The sequence below is a fragment of the Sphingobium indicum BiD32 genome (assembly GCF_000382885.1).
GTDB lineage: Bacteria > Pseudomonadota > Alphaproteobacteria > Sphingomonadales > Sphingomonadaceae > Sphingobium > Sphingobium japonicum_C.
Genome location: NZ_CAVK010000129.1, coordinates 1 through 18,427, shown reverse-complemented (window position 1 = coordinate 18,427; position 18,427 = coordinate 1). Strand labels below are relative to the sequence as shown.

The 18,427-nt window shown below is 61.0% G+C and carries 15 protein-coding genes and 1 pseudogene; 11 read left to right on the top strand and 5 right to left on the bottom strand.

Annotated features, from left to right (window positions below; genetic code table 11):
* Positions 1-29: 29 nt before the first annotated feature.
* Genes EBBID32_RS24130 through EBBID32_RS12760 form a run of 3 tightly spaced genes read left to right on the top strand, consistent with a single transcriptional unit; the run spans position 30 to position 2,521 of the window.
* The gene (locus tag EBBID32_RS24130) at positions 30-374 is read left to right on the top strand and encodes a hypothetical protein (protein ID WP_037490570.1); all 345 of its coding nucleotides are present in this window, start codon (positions 30-32) and stop codon (positions 372-374) included.
* A gap of 52 nt (positions 375-426) precedes the next feature.
* Positions 427-1,467, top strand: coding sequence for a Rieske 2Fe-2S domain-containing protein (locus tag EBBID32_RS12765; protein ID WP_006958187.1), 1,041 nt, complete (start codon positions 427-429; stop codon positions 1,465-1,467).
* A gap of 22 nt (positions 1,468-1,489) precedes the next feature.
* Positions 1,490-2,521, top strand: a complete 1,032-nt coding sequence (locus EBBID32_RS12760; protein ID WP_006958172.1) for an aromatic ring-hydroxylating dioxygenase subunit alpha — start codon at positions 1,490-1,492, stop codon at positions 2,519-2,521.
* Positions 2,522-2,892: 371 nt separating this feature from the next.
* On the opposite strand, the gene EBBID32_RS25365 is transcribed toward EBBID32_RS12760, so the two are convergent.
* The 5 genes and pseudogenes from EBBID32_RS25365 to EBBID32_RS12740 all read right to left on the bottom strand — a co-directional run bounded on the left by EBBID32_RS25365 (position 2,893) and on the right by EBBID32_RS12740 (position 9,233).
* On the bottom strand, positions 2,893-4,464 hold the full coding sequence (locus EBBID32_RS25365; RefSeq protein WP_440590965.1) for an ATP-binding protein: 1,572 nt from the start codon (positions 4,462-4,464) through the stop codon (positions 2,893-2,895).
* A 42-nt stretch (positions 4,465-4,506) separates the two neighbouring features.
* Positions 4,507-5,925: pseudogene (locus EBBID32_RS25360) on the bottom strand (GAF domain-containing protein); the annotation flags it as partial.
* Positions 5,926-6,271: 346 nt separating this feature from the next.
* Positions 6,272-7,789, bottom strand: a complete 1,518-nt coding sequence (locus EBBID32_RS12750) for an ATPase domain-containing protein (RefSeq protein WP_051093345.1) — start codon at positions 7,787-7,789, stop codon at positions 6,272-6,274.
* 509 nt (positions 7,790-8,298) lie between these two features.
* Positions 8,299-8,490, bottom strand: a complete 192-nt coding sequence (locus EBBID32_RS12745; RefSeq protein ID WP_037490568.1) for a hypothetical protein — start codon at positions 8,488-8,490, stop codon at positions 8,299-8,301.
* Positions 8,487-9,233, bottom strand: coding sequence for a Crp/Fnr family transcriptional regulator (locus EBBID32_RS12740; protein ID WP_196805648.1), 747 nt, complete (start codon positions 9,231-9,233; stop codon positions 8,487-8,489). The genes EBBID32_RS12745 and EBBID32_RS12740 overlap by 4 nt, the downstream gene beginning before the upstream one ends.
* A gap of 262 nt (positions 9,234-9,495) precedes the next feature.
* On the opposite strand from EBBID32_RS12740, the gene EBBID32_RS12735 reads away from it, so the two are divergent.
* The 8 genes from EBBID32_RS12735 (at position 9,496) to EBBID32_RS12700 (ending at position 18,093) form a co-directional block, all read left to right on the top strand.
* Positions 9,496-11,673 (top strand): catalase, encoded by a 2,178-nt coding sequence (locus tag EBBID32_RS12735; protein WP_006958162.1) that lies wholly within the window; start codon positions 9,496-9,498, stop codon positions 11,671-11,673.
* A 76-nt stretch (positions 11,674-11,749) separates the two neighbouring features.
* The gene (locus EBBID32_RS12730; protein WP_006958161.1) at positions 11,750-12,904 is read left to right on the top strand and encodes a glycosyltransferase; all 1,155 of its coding nucleotides are present in this window, start codon (positions 11,750-11,752) and stop codon (positions 12,902-12,904) included.
* Positions 12,897-13,832 (top strand): glycosyltransferase, encoded by a 936-nt coding sequence (locus EBBID32_RS12725; protein ID WP_037490566.1) that lies wholly within the window; start codon positions 12,897-12,899, stop codon positions 13,830-13,832. The genes EBBID32_RS12730 and EBBID32_RS12725 overlap by 8 nt, the downstream gene beginning before the upstream one ends.
* A complete protein-coding gene (locus EBBID32_RS12720) occupies positions 13,829-14,872 on the top strand; it encodes a hypothetical protein (protein WP_006958159.1) in 1,044 nt (347 codons plus the stop codon). The genes EBBID32_RS12725 and EBBID32_RS12720 overlap by 4 nt, the downstream gene beginning before the upstream one ends.
* Complete coding sequence (locus EBBID32_RS12715) at positions 14,869-15,984, top strand: acyl-CoA dehydrogenase family protein (RefSeq protein ID WP_006958158.1); 1,116 nt, start codon at positions 14,869-14,871, stop codon at positions 15,982-15,984. Before EBBID32_RS12720 ends, EBBID32_RS12715 begins: the two co-directional genes overlap by 4 nt.
* Before the next feature lie 8 nt (positions 15,985-15,992).
* The gene (locus tag EBBID32_RS23605; protein ID WP_231382189.1) at positions 15,993-16,658 is read left to right on the top strand and encodes a PIG-L deacetylase family protein; all 666 of its coding nucleotides are present in this window, start codon (positions 15,993-15,995) and stop codon (positions 16,656-16,658) included.
* Positions 16,655-17,245: an SAM-dependent methyltransferase gene (locus tag EBBID32_RS12705; RefSeq protein WP_006958156.1), complete on the top strand. Its 591-nt coding sequence runs from the start codon at positions 16,655-16,657 to the stop codon at positions 17,243-17,245. The genes EBBID32_RS23605 and EBBID32_RS12705 overlap by 4 nt, the downstream gene beginning before the upstream one ends.
* Positions 17,242-18,093 (top strand): glycosyltransferase family 2 protein, encoded by an 852-nt coding sequence (locus EBBID32_RS12700; RefSeq protein ID WP_006958155.1) that lies wholly within the window; start codon positions 17,242-17,244, stop codon positions 18,091-18,093. The genes EBBID32_RS12705 and EBBID32_RS12700 overlap by 4 nt, the downstream gene beginning before the upstream one ends.
* The last annotated feature ends 334 nt before the right edge of the window (positions 18,094-18,427 follow it).

Sequence of the window (18,427 nt, the reverse complement as noted above, 5' to 3'; positions counted from 1 at the left end):
ACAAGAAGCGCTGCGATGGGAGAACCTGGATGAAAAAGCCCATTTCACGGCTGGCGAATGGCTCGCTACTGACGCTCATGACGCTTGTTCCTACGGCGGCAAGCGCTGCTGATGACCAAGCGCTTGTGGACACAATGCCACTGACTACCCAAGAGATCATCGTCACGGCGCAATTTCTCGAACAGCGCCTGCAGGATATACCGCAGGCAATCACCGCGATGCCCACGCAATTGTTCGAAGCGCGCAACCAGACCAGCATCCTTGATCTGGACGCCTTTGTCGGTGCCGCCGAGAACGTGGCCAACCTTGACCTGGCGACTGCCGTCGTCGGGAGTCCGCGCGAATGGTCTGTCAGCATCCGGCGCCGCTTTTAACAACCTGCGTTGGCTGGAACCCTCCAGTCCGCGCCCAATGCGAGCAAGTTTTATGTACCCTTTCAGCGAAGGAAGTTATGCCCCGCGCAACGGCTGGTATGTCGCAGCCTTCACGAGCGAGATCGGCGAGGCGCTGCTGTCGCGCTGGATACTCAACCAGCCGGTCGTACTCTACCGCAAGGCCGACGGCACCGCCGTCGCAGTCGAAGGGCGCTGCCCGCACCGCCACTACCCGCTCGGCGCAAGCAAGCGTGTGGGGGACGCCGTTCAGTGCGGCTATCACGGGATCACTTTCGATTCCGGCGGCAAGTGCACATTTGTGCCGAGCCAGCAATCCGTCCCCGGCGTCTACTCGATCCGCAGCTACCCGCTCGTCGAGCGCGGCCTGTGGGCATGGATCTGGCCAGGCGATGCCGGGAAGGCTGACCCGTCTCTCATTCCGGACATGGAAGAGATCGGCTTCGGTCTCGATGGCTACCGGAGTGAGCCGTTCTACTATCACGAGGTAGATGGCCGCTATCAGCTGCTTAACGACAACCTGCTCGATCTCACCCACTTGGGATATCTGCATTCTTCCTCGATCGGAACGCCGGACGATGCGGCAACGCCCGAAGAGCGCGACACAAACGAACGCCGCGTTCGCAGCCGTCGAATCATGCGCAACACGAAGCGTCAGGCCGTGTCCGAAGGGCGGATCGATTTTGACGGACCGATCGACCGGGTTTCCGGTATGGATTTCCACTTCCCTGGCTTCCACGCGGGCATCGGCGAAATGCTGGTCTCGGAAGGACATCCATGCGCCGGAGAGGTGCTCAATTCCTCGCGCGTGTGGCACGCGGTCACCCCGGCCAAGCGCTATACCACCAACTACTTCTTCGCGATGGGATCAATCGACCACAAAGGGGTCGACGAGATGATCGAGTACCTCAAGCCAGTGCTAGCAGAAGACATGTTCGCCACGGTCGAGATCGAGAAGATCATCCGCACGATGGATGAGCTCCCGCCCGAACTGATGTTGAAGAGTGATGGCACCGCCGTTTTGGGCAGACGTGTCCTGCAGAAAATGATGGACGCCGAACGCGCTGACGCATGAGGACGATGCGGAGAAAATGCCAATGATCTATGTTCGCAACTGCTGGTACGTCGCCGCCTGGGATATGGAGCTCGCCGAGGCTGAGCCAATGGCACTACGGATATTGGGGGATCGGATCGTGCTGTGGCGCGATGGTGATGGCGTGGTTCATGCGCTGGAAGACCGCTGCGTCCATCGTCTTGCGCCCTTGTCGCTCGGGCGCTGCGAAGGCGCTAACCTGCGATGCATGTACCATGGTCTGCTCTTCGGGGCCGATGGCGACGTGCTAGAGATTCCGGGGCAGGACAAGGTGCCGCCGCAAGCGCGGGTCCGGGCCTACCCCGTGGCCGTCCGGCACAGCTGGGTTTGGGTCTGGATGGGCGATCCGGCACAGGCCGAAGAAAGCCTGATTCCCCCAGCTGTGGGCTATGATGACGGCCGCTTCCTCCTTGGACACGGGCATCTCGACTATGCAGCGGAGGCCAGACTCATCTGCGACAACCTGCTCGATTTCAGCCACCTGACATACGTCCATGCCGCCAGCTTTCAAGCCGGGCCGTCCTTCGCCGAACGCCTGCCCGACATTACCCCGATTGAACGCGGCGTGCGCGTCTCACGCTGGACGGAGAACGCGCCCGATGTTCGGAACCGCGACTCTGTCGAGCGGTTCGACAACTACATGACTTATGAGTTCCTGCTGCCGGGCGTGCTACTCATGGAGGCTGCCAGCTTTTCAGCCGGAACTGCTGCGGCGCTCGATTTTGGCTCCCCTGACTTCGATGAGGCTATCAGCGGGCGCAATTTTACCAGCCAGGCTGTCACTCCGCTGACCGATGGCACCGCCCGCTATTTCTTCAGCTGGGGTCCGCATTGCGGGCACGGCGATGAAGCCATGCGCGATAGAATGATGCAGCTCGCTGCGATGGCTTTTGGCGAAGACAAAATAATGATCGAAGCCCAGAATCGCGTTATCGCCGAGAGTCCGAGTGACGCGATCATGCCAACGGCACATGATCGGGGCGTCACGCTCTTCAACCGCCTTGTCGAGCGGCTGGTGCGGGATGAGCGGGGCTGATGGCCTGAATCGCGTTCGACTCCAGCATTTTATGTGGTTGTCATGACAAAATTATGGATCAAGGGCTTGGTTTAACCATGCCATCGGTGGAGAGCGACGGATCCGTTGTAACGATACCAAATATTTTAAAACGCTGACGGATTGGTGGAACTATCGCTTTTTTCGCCGGGTTTGGCAGAATGCGGTCCCGTCGATGGAATAGGCGTTCGAACGCGCGTTGCCGGTTATCGGCTAGAAATCTGCCGCAGCAGTCGACCAACTCACGACGTTTAGCAATAATGTCATGAGCGACCGTTCGTGCTAAAATCCGTCATTTGTCTCACGCAAACCAGCCGGTCGACGACGCTGTCTGTTGCCGTTTGACCGGACATCTAATGGAGTAGCGAAGTGAGCGTCGCTGCAAGCTCATCCTTTCGAAATGGTTTGGTCAGCCGCGGAAGTTTGGCATCGATGCCTTCGAGTTCGGCATATCCTGATACGAGCAGGATCGGCAGTTGCGGCCGCGCCAACCGGACGCGTAGGGCGAGGTCGGTACCCGTCATGCCGGGCATGAGATGGTCAGTCACGACAATGTCGACGAGCGTACCGCTATCCAGCAGCCGTAGCGCTTCCTCCGCTGAATTGGCTTCGATTATGGCATAGCCGAGCTCTGCAAGCATATCGGCTGTGCTCATGCGAACCATTTCCTCGTCATCGACGAGCAGTGCCACGCCTTGATGCGTGGCGCCGGCTGCGGCACGCTGGTGATCCGGCACTCCCTCGGCACGTGTTGCGCTAACAGGGAGCCAGAGTTCGATGTTGGTACCCATGTCGAGTCGGCTTTGGATGGTAAGACCGCCGCCTAGCTGCGAGACCAGGCCATGCACCATCGACAAGCCAAGGCCAGTGCCCTTGCCGATCCCCTTGGTCGAGAAAAAGGGCTCGATCGCGCGGGCGAGCGTAACCTCATCCATGCCTGACCCTGTGTCGGCGACAGAGATTCGAATATATTCTCCCGGGGAAAGGCCGGAGCGATGGTTTGCGCCTACTGGCTCAGCCCTCGCCGAGATGCGCAGTGTTCCGCCATCGGGCATGGCGTCGCGCGCGTTCACCGAGAGGTTCAACAGCGCCATTTCGAGCTGATTGGGATCAGCTCTGGCCGACGGCAGGTCGCTGGCGACATTGACTACGACCTTGATCTGAGGCCCGGTGGTGCTTTCGACGAGATCGCCCATCCCGGCGACCAGCAGGGCGATATCGACGGCGACAGATTGCAATGGCTGGCGCCGCGCGAAGGCGAGTAGACGCTGCACCAGCACTCGAGCGCGTTCGGCGGACTGCGCCGCACCCGCGATCAAGCGCTGCTCACGCTCGGTTCCGACCCCCTTACGTTGGAGCATGTCCAATGAACCAACGATCGGGGTAAGTAGATTGTTAAAGTCGTGCGCAACTCCTCCGGTCAGTTGGCCCATCGCCTCCATTTTCTGACTTTGGCGCAGTGCCTCATGCGCTGCCTCGCGCTCCGCGATTGCCTCCGCGATCCGGGTTTCGAGCGTTGCATTGAGGTCGCGCAGGGCCTCCTCGGCCTGCTTGCGCGCGGTGATGTCGAGCGCGGTGCCGGCGACACGCAGACAGCGCCCCAAGGCATCGAACACACCACGCCCCTTTGCAGCCACCCAGCGCAGCACGCCGTCTTCCTTTCCGACGGTGCGATAATCGACCTCGTAAAGTGCACGCTGCACAGGGTCGGCAGCCGCCAGATAGGCTGCAGTCGTCGCTTCAAGGTCGTCGGGATGCAAGCCCGCGTAAAAGTCTGCCATTGTGACCGGGACATCGGCGGAAATCCCGAACATGGCCTTGGTTCGAGTAGGCCAGATCAGCAGGTCGTTGACGACATCGACATCCCAAAAGCCAATCTCGGCGTTTTCAACGGCAAGGCGCAGCCGCTCCTCGCTCTCTCGCAGCCGCGCCTCGGCGCCGACACGTTCGACATGCGCCCAGCAGCGCTCGACAACCTCACGAATCAGGGCGATCTCGCTCAGACTCCAATCGCGCGCGACATCCTGATGTACTGCCATCATCGCGGCCAGCTGGCCTTGCTTTACAAGTGGGCAGCAGACGATCGCCTCGATGCCGATCGATTGGAACATCGCGCGCCCTTCATCGGCACCGAGCTCGCCCGCCACGTCGCGGACGATCAGGGTTTGCCCCCGCCGCAGTTCGGCGGCAGCGCGCGGGCCGAACAGTTCGAGGCTATAGATTCCGGCCGAGGTCGCGATGCCTGGCGCTGTATAGTCGTTGCGGATCCAGAAGCGATCATTGTCGGCGTCGACATCGGCATAGGCGCAACGGGAGGCATTGATCTGCTGCCCCAACATTTCGGCTGCCGCCCGCATCGCATCGTCGGCTGTAGCCGCGCTGAACAGTCGCTCTTCCAATACCCCAAAAAAGCGCAGGCGTGCCTCGCTTTCGCGCAGCGCTGCTTCGGCTTCATGCTCGGCGGTGCGATCGCGAAAGATGGTGACGTAGCCGCCGTCACGTTCGGCGAGCGGCATGGTGAGACCTGAGGCCCAGAATCGACGACCATCTTTCCGCACATGCCATCGCTCGTTGACGGCACGGCCCTTCGCTGTCGCCCGCGCCATTTCCTGCGCCGGCACATTCGCGGCCTGGTCCTCGGGCGTGAAGAACAGGCCACCAGTCTGGCCGAGCGCCTCGCTTGCCGAATAACCCAGCAGACGTGTGGCGCCGCTACTCCATCCGGTGATCGTGCCGACCGGGTCGAGCGACACGATGGCGAATTCGTCCGCCCCTTCGACGATCTGGCGATAGCGGGCCTCGCTGGCGCGAAGATTATCCTCGGCCCGCGTCCGTGCGATGACGATGCCGGCGGTGCGCACCACGAAGTCTACGATGATGAGGTCTGTCGCGACCGGCTCGCGCGGCTCGCTGTGGTACATGGCGAACGTGCCCAGAATCTCGCCTTCGACTGAAGTGATCGGGACGGACCAGCAGGCACGCAGGCCATGCGCCAGCGCCAAATCGCGAAAATCGACCCAAAGCGGATCGGAAGAGATATCGGCAGCGAACACCGGCTCCTTGCGATACACCGCAGTACCGCAGGAGCCTACTGCAGGTCCAACCTCGATGCCGTCGATTGCGTCTTTATAGGCAGCCGGCAGACTCGGCCCCGCACCATGGCGTAGGCGACTACCGTCTTCACTCAGCAGCAGGATCGATCCGATCACGCCAAAAGTTGACAGGGTTTCGACCTCGCGGACAATTGCCTCTAGGGTGGTGGTGAGCGGCGCGGCCTCGACGGCAAGCGCGAGGATGCGGTTCTGCGCCGCGCTCAAACGTGCGGAATCGCGCACCTCGAACTGCCGCGCGCGCGCTTTGAGCGAAGAACGGATCGCGCCGAGCATCGCCTCGGCGTGGAGCGGACGCTCGAGCAGAACGACATTGCCAAGCTCGGCAAGCCGCTCGGTCGCGGCGACCGTGCGCGGCGTGCGCGAACCGTTACCTAACACCACGAACGGAATGTCCGACCAGCTTTCCTGCCCGGCCACCCAGCCAGCAATCTCCGAGGCGTTGGCCCCGACAAGTGCTTCTTCGGTGAGCAGGACCGCACCGACACCTTCATCAAGATGCTCGGCAAGGTCGCGCACATCCGTGCAGATTCGCGCGGCGATGGCGTGACGGCCGAGCAGGCCAGCGGCAATTGCGGCATCGCGGCCACGCGGCGCAAGGATCAGGACAAGGTCGTTCATTCTATCCGCGAGGAGTATCCGGATCCGTCTGGCTCGCCAGCAATGTATTCGCCTCGCCCGAAAAGGTTGGGACACCCGTCAGCACGCCCTGGAATTGCCTAAGTGGGTCGCCGAGTTGCAACCCGCTGCTGCCGATCTGAAATTCGCGGATCGTCCGTTCGTGCCGCGCTGTGCGCGTTTTGATGACGGATATTGCCTGGCGGACCTCGCCATGCGCCTCAAAATAACGCAGCTGGACGACAGTATCGGACAAATAGCTCAGATCGACATCGGTGCGGATGTCTCCAGTGACGCCGTGCAGCCCAAGAATGAGCAGGCTGATGACGCCCTTCTGGCCAAGATAGCTCAGCATCTCATGCATCTGCAGGACGAGGAACTGCTCGTTCGGCATCGACTGAAGATAGGCGTTGAGGCTGTCGATCACGACGATGCGGGCGCCATCTTCCTCGACAGCTGACCGGACCGCGCCAGCGAATTCCCCAGGCGACATTTCGGCGGGATCGATTGCCCTTAGGGTCAGCGGACCGTTGTCGAGAAAAGGCTTGAGGTCCATGCCGAGCGCAGCGCTGCGCGCCATCAGCGTCGGTACACGTTCGTCGAACAGGAAATAGGCGGCGCGCTCACCACGATCGAGCGCAGCGACCATGCATTGCACCGAGGCGGTCGTTTTGCCGACCCCGGCCGGTCCGGTCAGCAAGGTGGCGGTCCCCGGAACCAGGCCACCGCCGAGCAGGGTGTCGAGTTCGTCCGAACCGGTCGTCATCGCTGCGCCGCCGTCGATGGTGTCATGATCTCCGGCGATCAGGCGCGGAAAAACACAGAGCCCGCCGCGCATGATCTCGAAGTCATGGTAGCCGCCACGGAATTGTACGCCGCGCATCTTGACGACATGCAGCCGCCGCCTCTGCCCGCCGAACCCCGCAAGCGACTGATCGAGCGAGATGACCCCGTGCGCGATACTGTGGAGCTGCAGGTCGCTTCCGCTCGCGCCCTTATCATCGAGCACCAGGACGGTGCAGGCCCGGGTGGAGAAGAAATGCTTGAGCGCGAGAATCTGGCGCCGGTAGCGGATCGGACTTTGCGCGAGCAGGCGTAGCTCCGAGAGGCTGTCGAGCACAACACGCGCGGGCCGCAGCTCATCAACCTTGGCCATGATATTGCGGACCGTTTCGCCGAGTTCGACCTCACTCGGATGCAGCAATGTCTGTTCATGATCTTCGGTAAAACCGTCTGCCGGGACCATTTCAAAAAGCTGCAGCTTGTCGAGCGACCAACCGTGCGATTTGCCGACAGCGCGTAATTCGACCTCAGTTTCGGCCAACGTAATGTAAAGACTAATGTCACCTACGTCCGCGCCCGCGAGCAGGAAGCCGAGGCCGAGCGTGGTCTTGCCGGTCCCCGGCGTACCTTCGACTAGATACATTCGCTCAGGAGTAAGGCCGCCGTTGAGAATCTCATCGAGTCCGGCAGTCCCGGTAGAAACCATCGCAGGTAGTTGCTCATCAAACGTCACGCACATCTCCAAGATCATTACACGCGCACAACCTATAACTCCCGACATCCGACTTTGGTCCGGGAAGTCGTGATGCATCTGTCTTTGAACGTGGGATTTGGCGCTCTGGGGAGGATTTTTGGAGACTGAGAAAGTTCATTGGTCCGTCACAACCGACTTTATCGTCACTGACGCCGCTCTCCTTCTACTGCTGGCGCGCTAACTTCAATTCTGCGCCATCGCTGTGGCAAGCTATCAGACCATCCGACTGAAATGGCGAATGCCGCTGACCCGCAAGGCAGCAAACTCCCCAGGGGCGGGCGTTCCCGTTTTAAGGGGCGTCGATAAGGCCGCCGGTCGCAAGTCGCCCCTTAATGGCCATTCAACTGGCCAATTTGCATCCCCAAGAGTGAACAGTCTGCTATTTTGAAGACCAAACGCTGCGCCAACTTTAATTCTGATCAATTATTTTCAAAATTTGGTTGGTCAGGGAAATTTGACTTAAACCATGTAATTATTGTGCGAAAGTCGGTTTTTTATAATTTGTCATTGTGCGATTTTTCTTCAATCAACCTAGCCGCTTCGAGTAGACTTTTGCCAGTTTCCAATGCGGCATACGCTGTCATGGTGACCGCGACACCATCTGGCCCATCCAGCAGGACAAGCCCTTCTTCCACGCTCGCCTTACCGGGCAGCGATTGAACACCGGAATCTTCTGGGGGTATCATGATGTTGGCCTTTCGATGTCCGTGCGACCGGATTTATTTTCGATGTATAGATAGCCAGGATTGAACTGGCCCCTGCGGGCCAGACCCTCGACGTCGAGAATTTCCACAAGGGAAGAGCGAAAGATGCACAATCGCTCTTCCCGTAACTGCCGCAGCACGCGATTGGCGTGGACACTCGTTATGCCACAGATTTCCGAAATATCCGCTTGCGTTATTCCAAGGACAAAACGGTTCCCATCGCTCAGGCCGGCGGAAACCAGCCGGACATTGGTTTCGGACAGAAAATGCGCCACTCGTCCAACCGCATCCAGCCGCCCCAGGCGGAACAGCCACGCCCGGTGCATCGCCGCGTCGAGGAGCGTAGAAAACCACAGCTTGCGCGTAAGTTCAGGCATGGCCGCATTGATTTCGTCCAGCGCCTTGTGCGGAATGACTGCAATCGTGGCGGCGGTCAGGCTGGCGACATCATGATCCAATATTTTAAGCGGGTAGGCGTGCAAGTCCAGAAAATCACCTGGCACCTGCACGGCGACAAGTTGGCGCATACCTTCGCGATCGTCCAGATAACGGCACATGAAGCCTTCCAGCAACAACATGCTCACGGACAGGGTTTCGCCAGCCTGCACGACAGTCTTGCGCGCATCTATCGTCCGTATCTCGAAAATGGCTTTTTCCAGAACAGCGCGTTCCTGAACTTCCAGTTCGACGCCGCGACGATCCCTAAGAAATTTGTCCGTAAACAATATCGGCCCTTCATAGCGAAAAGACTTGGCTTTGAACTATAGGAACGGTCCGTGGCGACGCGGTATCCAGCCACCATAAATAAATCGCTATGATGCACATTAGTTTTAGGGCGGTCTGCGCAACTTGCTGAAGAACGGCGGGTTATCTCTCCACAAATGCCGCGGATTCCCTGTGATGATCGGGAATTCGCATGTTTCTCGATCACTACTCCCAATGTGCTGGACCTGCGTCCGACACGTTTCTCGTGCATGAGGATGTCCCATGGCCAAGTCTCCTTCCACCGTCGATAAAGTCTCCGGCGAGACGCCCAAAAAGACTTCCCCATCTGCGCCCGCCGAAAGCATCTCGAACAGCTTTGCCGAACCGCAGGCCGAAGGTGGCGAAACGCATCAGGTTGCAGGAGGAGATGTCGCATTCTTGACAACGGCACATGGCATCCCGGTCGCTGATGACCAGAACAGCCTGAAGCAGGGCGCGCGTGGCCCAACCTTGCTGGAGGATTCCCACTTCCGCGAAAAAATGTTCCATTTCGACCATGAACGCATCCCCGAGCGCGTCGTCCACGCCCGCGGTTACGGTGCGCATGGCTATTTCGAACTGACGGAATCCCTGAGCGACGTTACGCGTGCGGATGTCCTCCAGCGGGTCGGTGAACGCGTGCCTGCCTTCGTGCGCTTCTCGACAGTTGCCGGATCCAAGGGGTCGGCCGATCTCGCCCGCGACGTGCGTGGCTTTGCCGTGAAGCTTTACACGCAGGAGGGCAATTGGGATATCGTTGGCAACAACATCCCGGTATTCTTCATTCAGGATGCAATCAAATTCCCCGACCTGATCCACGCCGCCAAGCCGGAGCCTGACCGCGACTTCCCGCAGGCGCAGACCGCTCATGACAATTTCTGGGACTTTATTAGCCTGACGCCTGAAAGCTTTCACATGGTCATGTGGACGATGTCGGATCGCGCCATTCCGCGATCACTGCGCACCATGGAGGGGTTTGGCGTCCATACTTTCCGTCTCGTCAATGCGGACGGCAAGTCGACCTTCGTCAAATTTCACTGGAAGCCCAAGCAGGGCCTGCAGTCGGTTATGTGGAACGAGGCGGTCAAGATCAACGGCGCCGATCCCGACTTCCATCGTCGCGACCTGTGGGACGCCATTAACGCCGGGGACTTCCCGGAATGGGAGTTGGGGGTCCAGTTGTTCGGCGATGCGTTTGCCGACAGTTTCGACTTCGACGTGCTGGACGCGACCAAGCTGATCCCGGAGGAACTGGTGCCGGTCCGCATCGTCGGGCGGCTGGTGCTGGACCGGGTCGTCGATAATTTCTTTGCCGAGACAGAACAGGTCGCCTTCATGACCCAGAATGTCCCGCCAGGCATCGACTTTTCCAACGATCCGCTACTTCAGGGCCGTAATTTTTCCTATCTCGACACCCAGATTAAGCGTCTGGGCAGCACTAACTTCACCCATTTGCCGATCAATGCACCCAAATGTCCGATGGCCCATTTCCAGCAGGACGGGCATATGGCGATGCGCAATCCCAAGGGTCGCGCCAATTATGAACCCAATAGCTGGGGTACCGAACAAGGTGGCCCGCGCGAGGACCCAGAGCGTGGTTTCACCAGTTACACGCAGGAGGCAGACGGCCCCAAGCAGCGGGTCCGCTCGGAAAGTTTCGCCGATCACTACAGCCAGGCGCGGCAATTCTTCAACAGCCAGACGCCGACCGAGCAGAAGCATATCGGCGATGCCATCGTCTTTGAACTGAGCAAGGTCGAACGCCCCGATATCCGTTCGCGGACGGTCTCTCACTTGCTCAATATCGACGCTACGCTGGCGCAGACTGTAGCCAACGGACTTGGCCTTGCCTTGCCTGATCCGGCGCAGGCAGCGCGCCCGACGATGATGGACCTGCCGCCGTCCGATGCGCTCAGCATCCTCAAGAACGGACCGGACAGTTTCAAGGGGTGCAAACTTGGCATCCTGCTGACCGACGGTGCCGACGCCGCGATCTTCAATGCGCTGGTCAAGGCCGTGGACAAGGAAGGCGCGGTTTACGAGGTCGTCGCCCCCAAGATTGGCGGCGTCACTCTATCGGATGGCACGGCCGTAGCGGCCAAACAGAAGATTGACGGCGGTCCCTCTGTCCTGTTCGACGCAGTTGCCGTGGTGGCGTCGGAGGAGGGTGCTGGTTTGCTGGCAATCGACGCGGCCGCCAAGGATTTCGTCACCGACGCCTTTGCGCATTGCAAATATATCGGCCTGACCGCGCAGGCCCAGGCGCTGTTCGAAAAGGCGGGGATAGCCGACGATTTGGACGAGGCCTGCCTACCGCTGGCCACAGCCAAGGATGCAGGCGCTTTCCTGACTGCCTGCCGGGCATTGCGCCACTGGCCGCGCGAATTGGCGGTCGATCTGGACGCCCAGCCCGCCGCCTGATCGCGGGCTATCAATGTCAATCTAAGGGGATGGTCTCGTACCATCCCCAGCCATGCGCACGACAGGATCATACTCAATGCGGATCGGCATCATCGCCCATCTAAAACATCCGATTGCCGAACCCTTTGCCGGCGGACTGGAAATGCACACGCATTTGCTGGCGCGATCGCTGCGGGATCGTGGCCATGCGGTCACGCTATTCGCTTCGTCCCGATTGGCACCCGGAATCGGCCTGGAAGCGATCTGCACCGAAACCGCGATCCAGACCGTGGGTACGACAGAAGCGAACGACGTGCCCTTCTTCCGTGAGCATCACGCCTATCTCAGCCTGATGAACGACCTGCGCCATCGCGATTTCGACATCATCCATAATAATTCGCTGCATTATCTGCCCGTCGCGATGGCTGACAGCCTGCCCATGCCGATGGTGACGACGCTGCACACGCCGCCCTTCTGCTGGCTGGAAAGCGGGATCCGCCTTTGCGCTGCGCGCAACCATAGTTTCGTTGCCGTGTCCCGCTCGGTTGCCGCTTTGTGGAATCATGTCACCCATAGCGACGCGGTGATATGGAATGGCATCGACCTGCAAAAATTTGCTTTTCATCGCCTGCCGGATGCCGATCCCTATGTGGTCTGGTACGGCCGTATCGTCCCGGAAAAGGGCTTGCATCTGGCGATCGAGGCTGCCCGGCAGGTCGGTCTCCCGCTCAGGATTGCAGGGCCAATCCTTGACGATGATTATTATCGGACACAGATCGCGCCCGCGCTGGGCCACGACATCACCCATGTCGGGCATCTCGCGCACCAGCAACTCGCCCGGCTTGTGGGCGGCGCGCGGGCCTTCCTCTGCACCCCTATGTGGGATGAACCTTACGGCCTTGTCGTTGCAGAAGCGCTTGCGTGTGGCGTGCCAATCGCGGCCTTTGCGCGCGGGGCGATCCCTGAAATATTGGATACGACATGCGGGGTGCTTGCGACCCCGGACGATGTCACTTCGCTCGCCAGCGCTGCGCTGTCGGCTCTAGCGCGGGACCGCAGCGCCTGCCGCACCAGGGCGGAACAAATGTGCGATGCCGAACGCATGGTCGACAATTATGAGGCGCTTTATCTGCGGCAGATCGACAGGGCGACGGCACCCTCCCGTGCCGACCGTACGGCGTCGATCCACCTAATGCCCTCAACGCTGCCGTCCCATGCGTCACTAGACCAGAGATCGGCTTCCCATGGCTGACGCTAGCGCCATGACCCTGTGCGTCTGCGTCCCGGCGCGGAACGAGGCCGCGCGGTTGCCGATATTGCTGGATGCGCTGGCGATGCAGGACTGGCCCGGTGCGATTCCAGTTGCGATAGCCATCAACAACAGCACTGATGATAGCCGAGCCGTTGCCGACGCTGCCCGCCATCGTCATGCCGGACGGCTCGACATCCGCATAGTCGAACGCACTTTCGCGCCGGAACTGGCGCACGCCGGATCAGCCCGGCGGATCGCAATGGACACAGGCCTTGGCCTTCTGCCCGCGCTGGACAGCGCTGCCCTCGTCAGTACGGATGCTGACAGCCGCCCTCCGACAGACTGGCTGCGTAATATCGCGGCTGCCTTTTCGCGTGGTGCCGACATGGTCGGCGGCCGGATCGACATCGATAGCGATGAATCCCTGCCACCGCCCGTGCATCGCTTGCGCATGGCATGGGACGAATATTGGGCCGCCGTCCGCGCTATTGAGGATGCGATCGATCCTCTGCCCTGGGATCCCGCGCCCCGCCACGGCGATCATACCGGCGCATCGCTCGCCATCCGGGCAAAGCTTTATCTGGCCTGCGGCGGCGTTCCGGCCATAGCGAGCGGAGAGGACCGCGCGCTTGTATTGGCGGCGCTTGCCCGCGGCGCGCGCCTTGTTCACCCCGTTAGGGTTTACACCCGCGTCTCCCCGCGTCTGGAGGGACGCGCGGAAGGCGGCATGGCAGTTGCGATGCAGGTGCTGTTTGAAAGGGCCGAAAACGGCCTCTCGCTCATGGCACCTGCCTTCACCCACTGGCGTGAGCGATCGCACTGGCGCAAGCAATTGCGTGCGCGGCCCGATGGCGCTGCTTTGATCGCCCGTCAGGAACCCCTGTTGCCTCCGATGCCGCACGACATGATGCTGGAACTCCACCCATGACCCGCCGGCCGATCGGCTATTATGTCCATCATCATGGCGCTGGGCATCGCGCGCGGGCGGAGGCAATTGCCGCCGCCATCGACTGGCCGATCGTCCTGCTTGGTACAGGGCTGGCCGTAGCAGGAATTGACCTTGCCGATGACCGACCCGTGTCCGGCCGATTCGACGGGATGGACGACACGGCCTCACGCCCCGCCGCCCTGCACTATGCGCCCGTTGACCATGAAGGCGTGCGGTCGCGCGTGGCGCGGATCGCACAATGGATCGCGACGGAGCGCCCCGCGCTGATGGTCGTTGATGTCTCGGTCGAAGTTGCGATGCTGGCGCGCCTTGCGTCGGTCCCCACCGTCTATGTGCGGCTCAACGGCGAACGCAGCGACGCGGCGCATCTCGAAGCGTTTCGTGGCGCTACAGCGCTGCTCGCGCCGTTTCACCTTGAGCTGGAGATGCCATCGACGCCTGCGTGGATCAGGGACAAGACCCGCTATCTGCCCGCCATCACTGCCGCTGCTCAGGATCATCCCCGGCAGGACGACCATATCCTCATAGTGATCGGTCGGGGCGGCCCGCCCGGCGATGGCGCAGCGATCGCACAGGCCGCACGCGCCTGCCCGGATATACAATGGCGCGTCATCGGCCCCGTAACCGCACCGACCGATCGTCCCGCCAATCTCGATCTGGCCGGATGGGTTGACGATCCGGCGTGTGAAATCGCCTCCGCCGGGCTGATCGTCGGCGCGGCGGGTGACGGGCTGATGGGGGCGGTTCTCGCCGCCGATCGTCCTTTCCTCTGCATTCCGGAGGAACGCCCTTTTGGTGAGCAACGGGCAACGGCACGCGCCCTGCACGCGCTGGGCGCTGCGATCATGCTCGAAACATGGCCCTCCCCCGACCAATGGCCAACTTTCATCAGCCAGGCAAAGGCATTGCCGCCTTACGCCCGCAAACGCCTGCACGATCGCAATGGTGTTGATGCAGCAGCGACTTGGCTCGCGACAATGGCCGCCACTGCTGTGCAAGAACTGGAACCTGTAGTATGACCCTGTCCCGCCATCCCTGTTCCAGCATCGGCACCCCGACTGCGCGCGCCGGGGCGATCACACCCACCCTTGTCGCGCTCGGCAGCCGCTATGATGCCGCGCCGATCTTTCCGGTGGAAAGCATGAAAGCGCTCGTCGTTGCGGATCTCCATCGCACCTTCGCGCCGCTAGAAAGCGGCGGCGAGGCCTTTGACGATGCCGTCGCACGGAACCAGTGCCTGATGACCGTCCTGCGGATCATTGGTCGCGCTGACCTCAGCGTCGGGCGGCTCTATGAAGGCCATGCCAACGCGCTCGCGCTGTTCGACTGGTTTGGCTCTCCCGCGCAAAAGGCAGATTTGGGGCAAAAACTCGCTCAGGGTGCGTTTTACGGCGTGTGGGCCACCGAGCCACAGCCGGGGGTACAGCTATGCCAATCCGCACTGGATGGCCGCAAGTCTTTCGCGACCGGCGCTGGCGGTCTAGCCTATGCCGTCATCACCGCGCAGCCCGAAGACGGCGAACGGCGACTGGTCGTCGTCCGTGCCGACGACCCCGCCCGGACCGACCTGTCGCAATGGCGGATCAGGGGTATGCGGGCGACCGGTAGTGGCTTCTATGACCTGACGGGCATGGCGGTCGATCCATCGCATCTGCTCGGCCAGCCCGGGGATTATGATCGCGAACCCCGCTTTACAACGGGCGCGTGGCGTTTCACCGCCGTGCAACTGGGGGGGATCGAGGCGCTCTTGATCGAAATCCGGCTTGCCATGTCTGATGCGGCGCGCGCCGATCCGCTGCAACGCGCGAAATTCGCTGATGCGGTTGCCGCAACCCGCACCGCCTATCTCTGGGTCCGTGAATGTGCGCTCCGGGCTGCGCACGATGATCCCGATGGCCCCGCCTTCGCCCGCATGACGCGCGGCATAGTCGAGCGTGCGGGTTTGGACGTCATGGAACTGGCCGCCCGCATCACCGGCACGCGCAGCGCGATGGACGGCGAACGGATCGACAAGATCATCCGCGACCTCAGCCTCTATCTTCGGCAGGGCGGACCCGACTATGCTGGCGATCAGGCTGCGCTCGCCTGGCTCGACCATGACGCCTGGGGCACGGAGGACGCCTTGTGGTAGGGCTATCCTTGTCCGCTAAACCCTGGCGAACGCTGCGGTGGCTGGTGCTAGCGCCGCATCCCGATGACGAGACGCTGGGGGCTGCCGCGCTCATCGCGCAGACGGCGAGGGCTGGGCGACTGGCGGGCCTTATCTATCTCACTGACGGGTCGGGATCGCATGAAATAGCGTCAGGTCGGTCAGGAAAACTGGTCATCAGCCGGAAACGCGAAGCCGCCACCGCTTTGCGTCGTCTGACTGGTAGTCGCCGCCAACCGCCGCTGCATCTTGACTGGAAGGATGCTGCACCTGCACAGCCGGGGCATCCGGCTTTCGACCGGGCTACCCGACGGCTGACCGCCCTTTGCCGTCGCTGGCAGGTCGATGCCCTTGCCGTTACCGCCAGTCACGAATCCCATTGCGACCATCAGGCCGCGGCGCAGCTGGCCTATGCAGTTGGACAATGGGCCAGGGGCAGGCTGGTCGTCGCCGAATATGTCGTCTGGTCGAAAGCCCCTGATTCCCGCACGCACCGGAAGCTGCGCACCGCGCCCATGTTGCGCGGACAACGCCGTCACGCCTTGGCCGCGCACCGTAGCCAGCTTACCGCGTCCCACGGTCCCGGCTTCCGACTGCCCGCCTCGCATCGTGCCATGCCAGCCAGCGATGTCCTCTACCTGCGGAGAGCCAAATGACGCGGCATAAGACCAGCCTGGGCCATGATTATTTCGAGACAATATTTCGCAGGACCGAAGATCCCTGGGAACTGGAAAGCAGCGCCTATGAGCGGGACAAATATGCTCATAGCATCCGCGTCCTGGCGGGACGGACCTATGAACTGGGTTTCGAGATTGGATGCGCAAAAGGTGTCCTGACGCAGTTGCTGGCAACCCATTGCCACGCATTGCTGGCGATCGACGTCAGCGAAACAGCGTTGAAAGCAGCGCGCGAGCGCTGTGCCGCATTCGATCATGTTTCCTTCGGCCGGATGGCGTTTCCGGGGCAGGCGCCGATGGGAAGCGCCTTCGATCTCATCATCCTGTCCGAAGTCGCCTATTATTGGGATGACCAGGATATCAGCCGCGCCGCCCAGTGGATCATCACCCATATAGCGCCCGGCGGGGATATCCTGCTCGTCCACTGGACCGGCGACACCGACTATCCCCAGAGCGGTGATGATGCGGTGGGGAAATTACAGGCCCCTCTAGCCTCTGCAATCACTGTCATCACCACAGAGCGCATGCCACATTATCGCCTCGACCTGTGGCGTGCGCTAGTATGACCCTGAGCGTCCTCACCATCGTCAAGGATCGGCCGGCCCATCTGGCACAAATGTTCGAAGGTCTGCGGCGCAGCGCGCATTTCCCCGACGAATTCATCATCGTCGACATGGCCAGCAGTCCGCCGATCAGCGCCGAACAAGCGCCATTCCCGCTTCAGATCCTGCGTCTCGATGACCCCGGACTGCCACTCGCGGCAGCCCGGAACGCCGCCGCACGAGCGGCGAGAGGGGACAAGCTGTTGTTCCTCGACGTCGACTGCATCCCGATGCGTGCACTGACCAGTGCGATCACACATTGCCTGACCGAGCATAACGCGCTGATCTGCGCCGAGATACGCTATCTAGGGCCTAACGATGCCCGTGGTGAATGGGATGAGGCCGATCTCCTATCGCGCGTTCAGGGGCATCCAGTTCGACAATTTCCTTTAAACGGAGTGCGGCAAGAAGATAATGCCGGTCTGTTCTGGTCGCTGGCGTTCGGCATCCATCGTCAGCGATTTCTGGATATGGGCGGTTTTGACGAAGCCTTTACCGGCTATGGCGGTGAAGATACCGACTTCGGCTTCCGCGCGCGCGCAGCAGGCTTGCCGCTGTTATTCCTGGGCGGCGCAGGGGCGTTTCATCAATATCACGACGTTTTCGAGCCGCCGCTCCAACATCTGAAGGACATTGTCCACAACGCCAGCCTCTTTCGGGCACGTTGGAAGATATGGCCGATGGAAGGGTGGCTTAGCGCATTTGAGAAAGCCGGATTAATTGTGCGGCGCGGGAACAAGATCCATTTGCTTCGTCAACCAAGCGATATCGAAATAAAGCGTGCGCGAATGTCGCCGCCCGTTTCGCCCTGACAGAGAGCGGCGGCGTTGCTTTCGCTGGCCTGGTTCTACCTCCCATCGAATGTCGAATGTCACCTATTCCAGGCAGATCGCGTGGCCGTTGGTTGCAGGAACGTATCCCGCAGGAGGGGCGCTTGGGTTCCGCAGTGCTTTAATAAGAGCGTTTGGGGGACAAGTTCACAGTCGGAGGTTGGAATGTCGTATAATGAATGGGATTACCCCGTCGCGCCAGTGTATGCCGCGCGACATGATAATAAGAGACTCGGATCTGTGCGCGTCAGTGTCAGCTTACCTCGATTTGTGATCCCGAAGCTAACGGTCGCAAGTGTCGAAGGGTTTCGGGCGC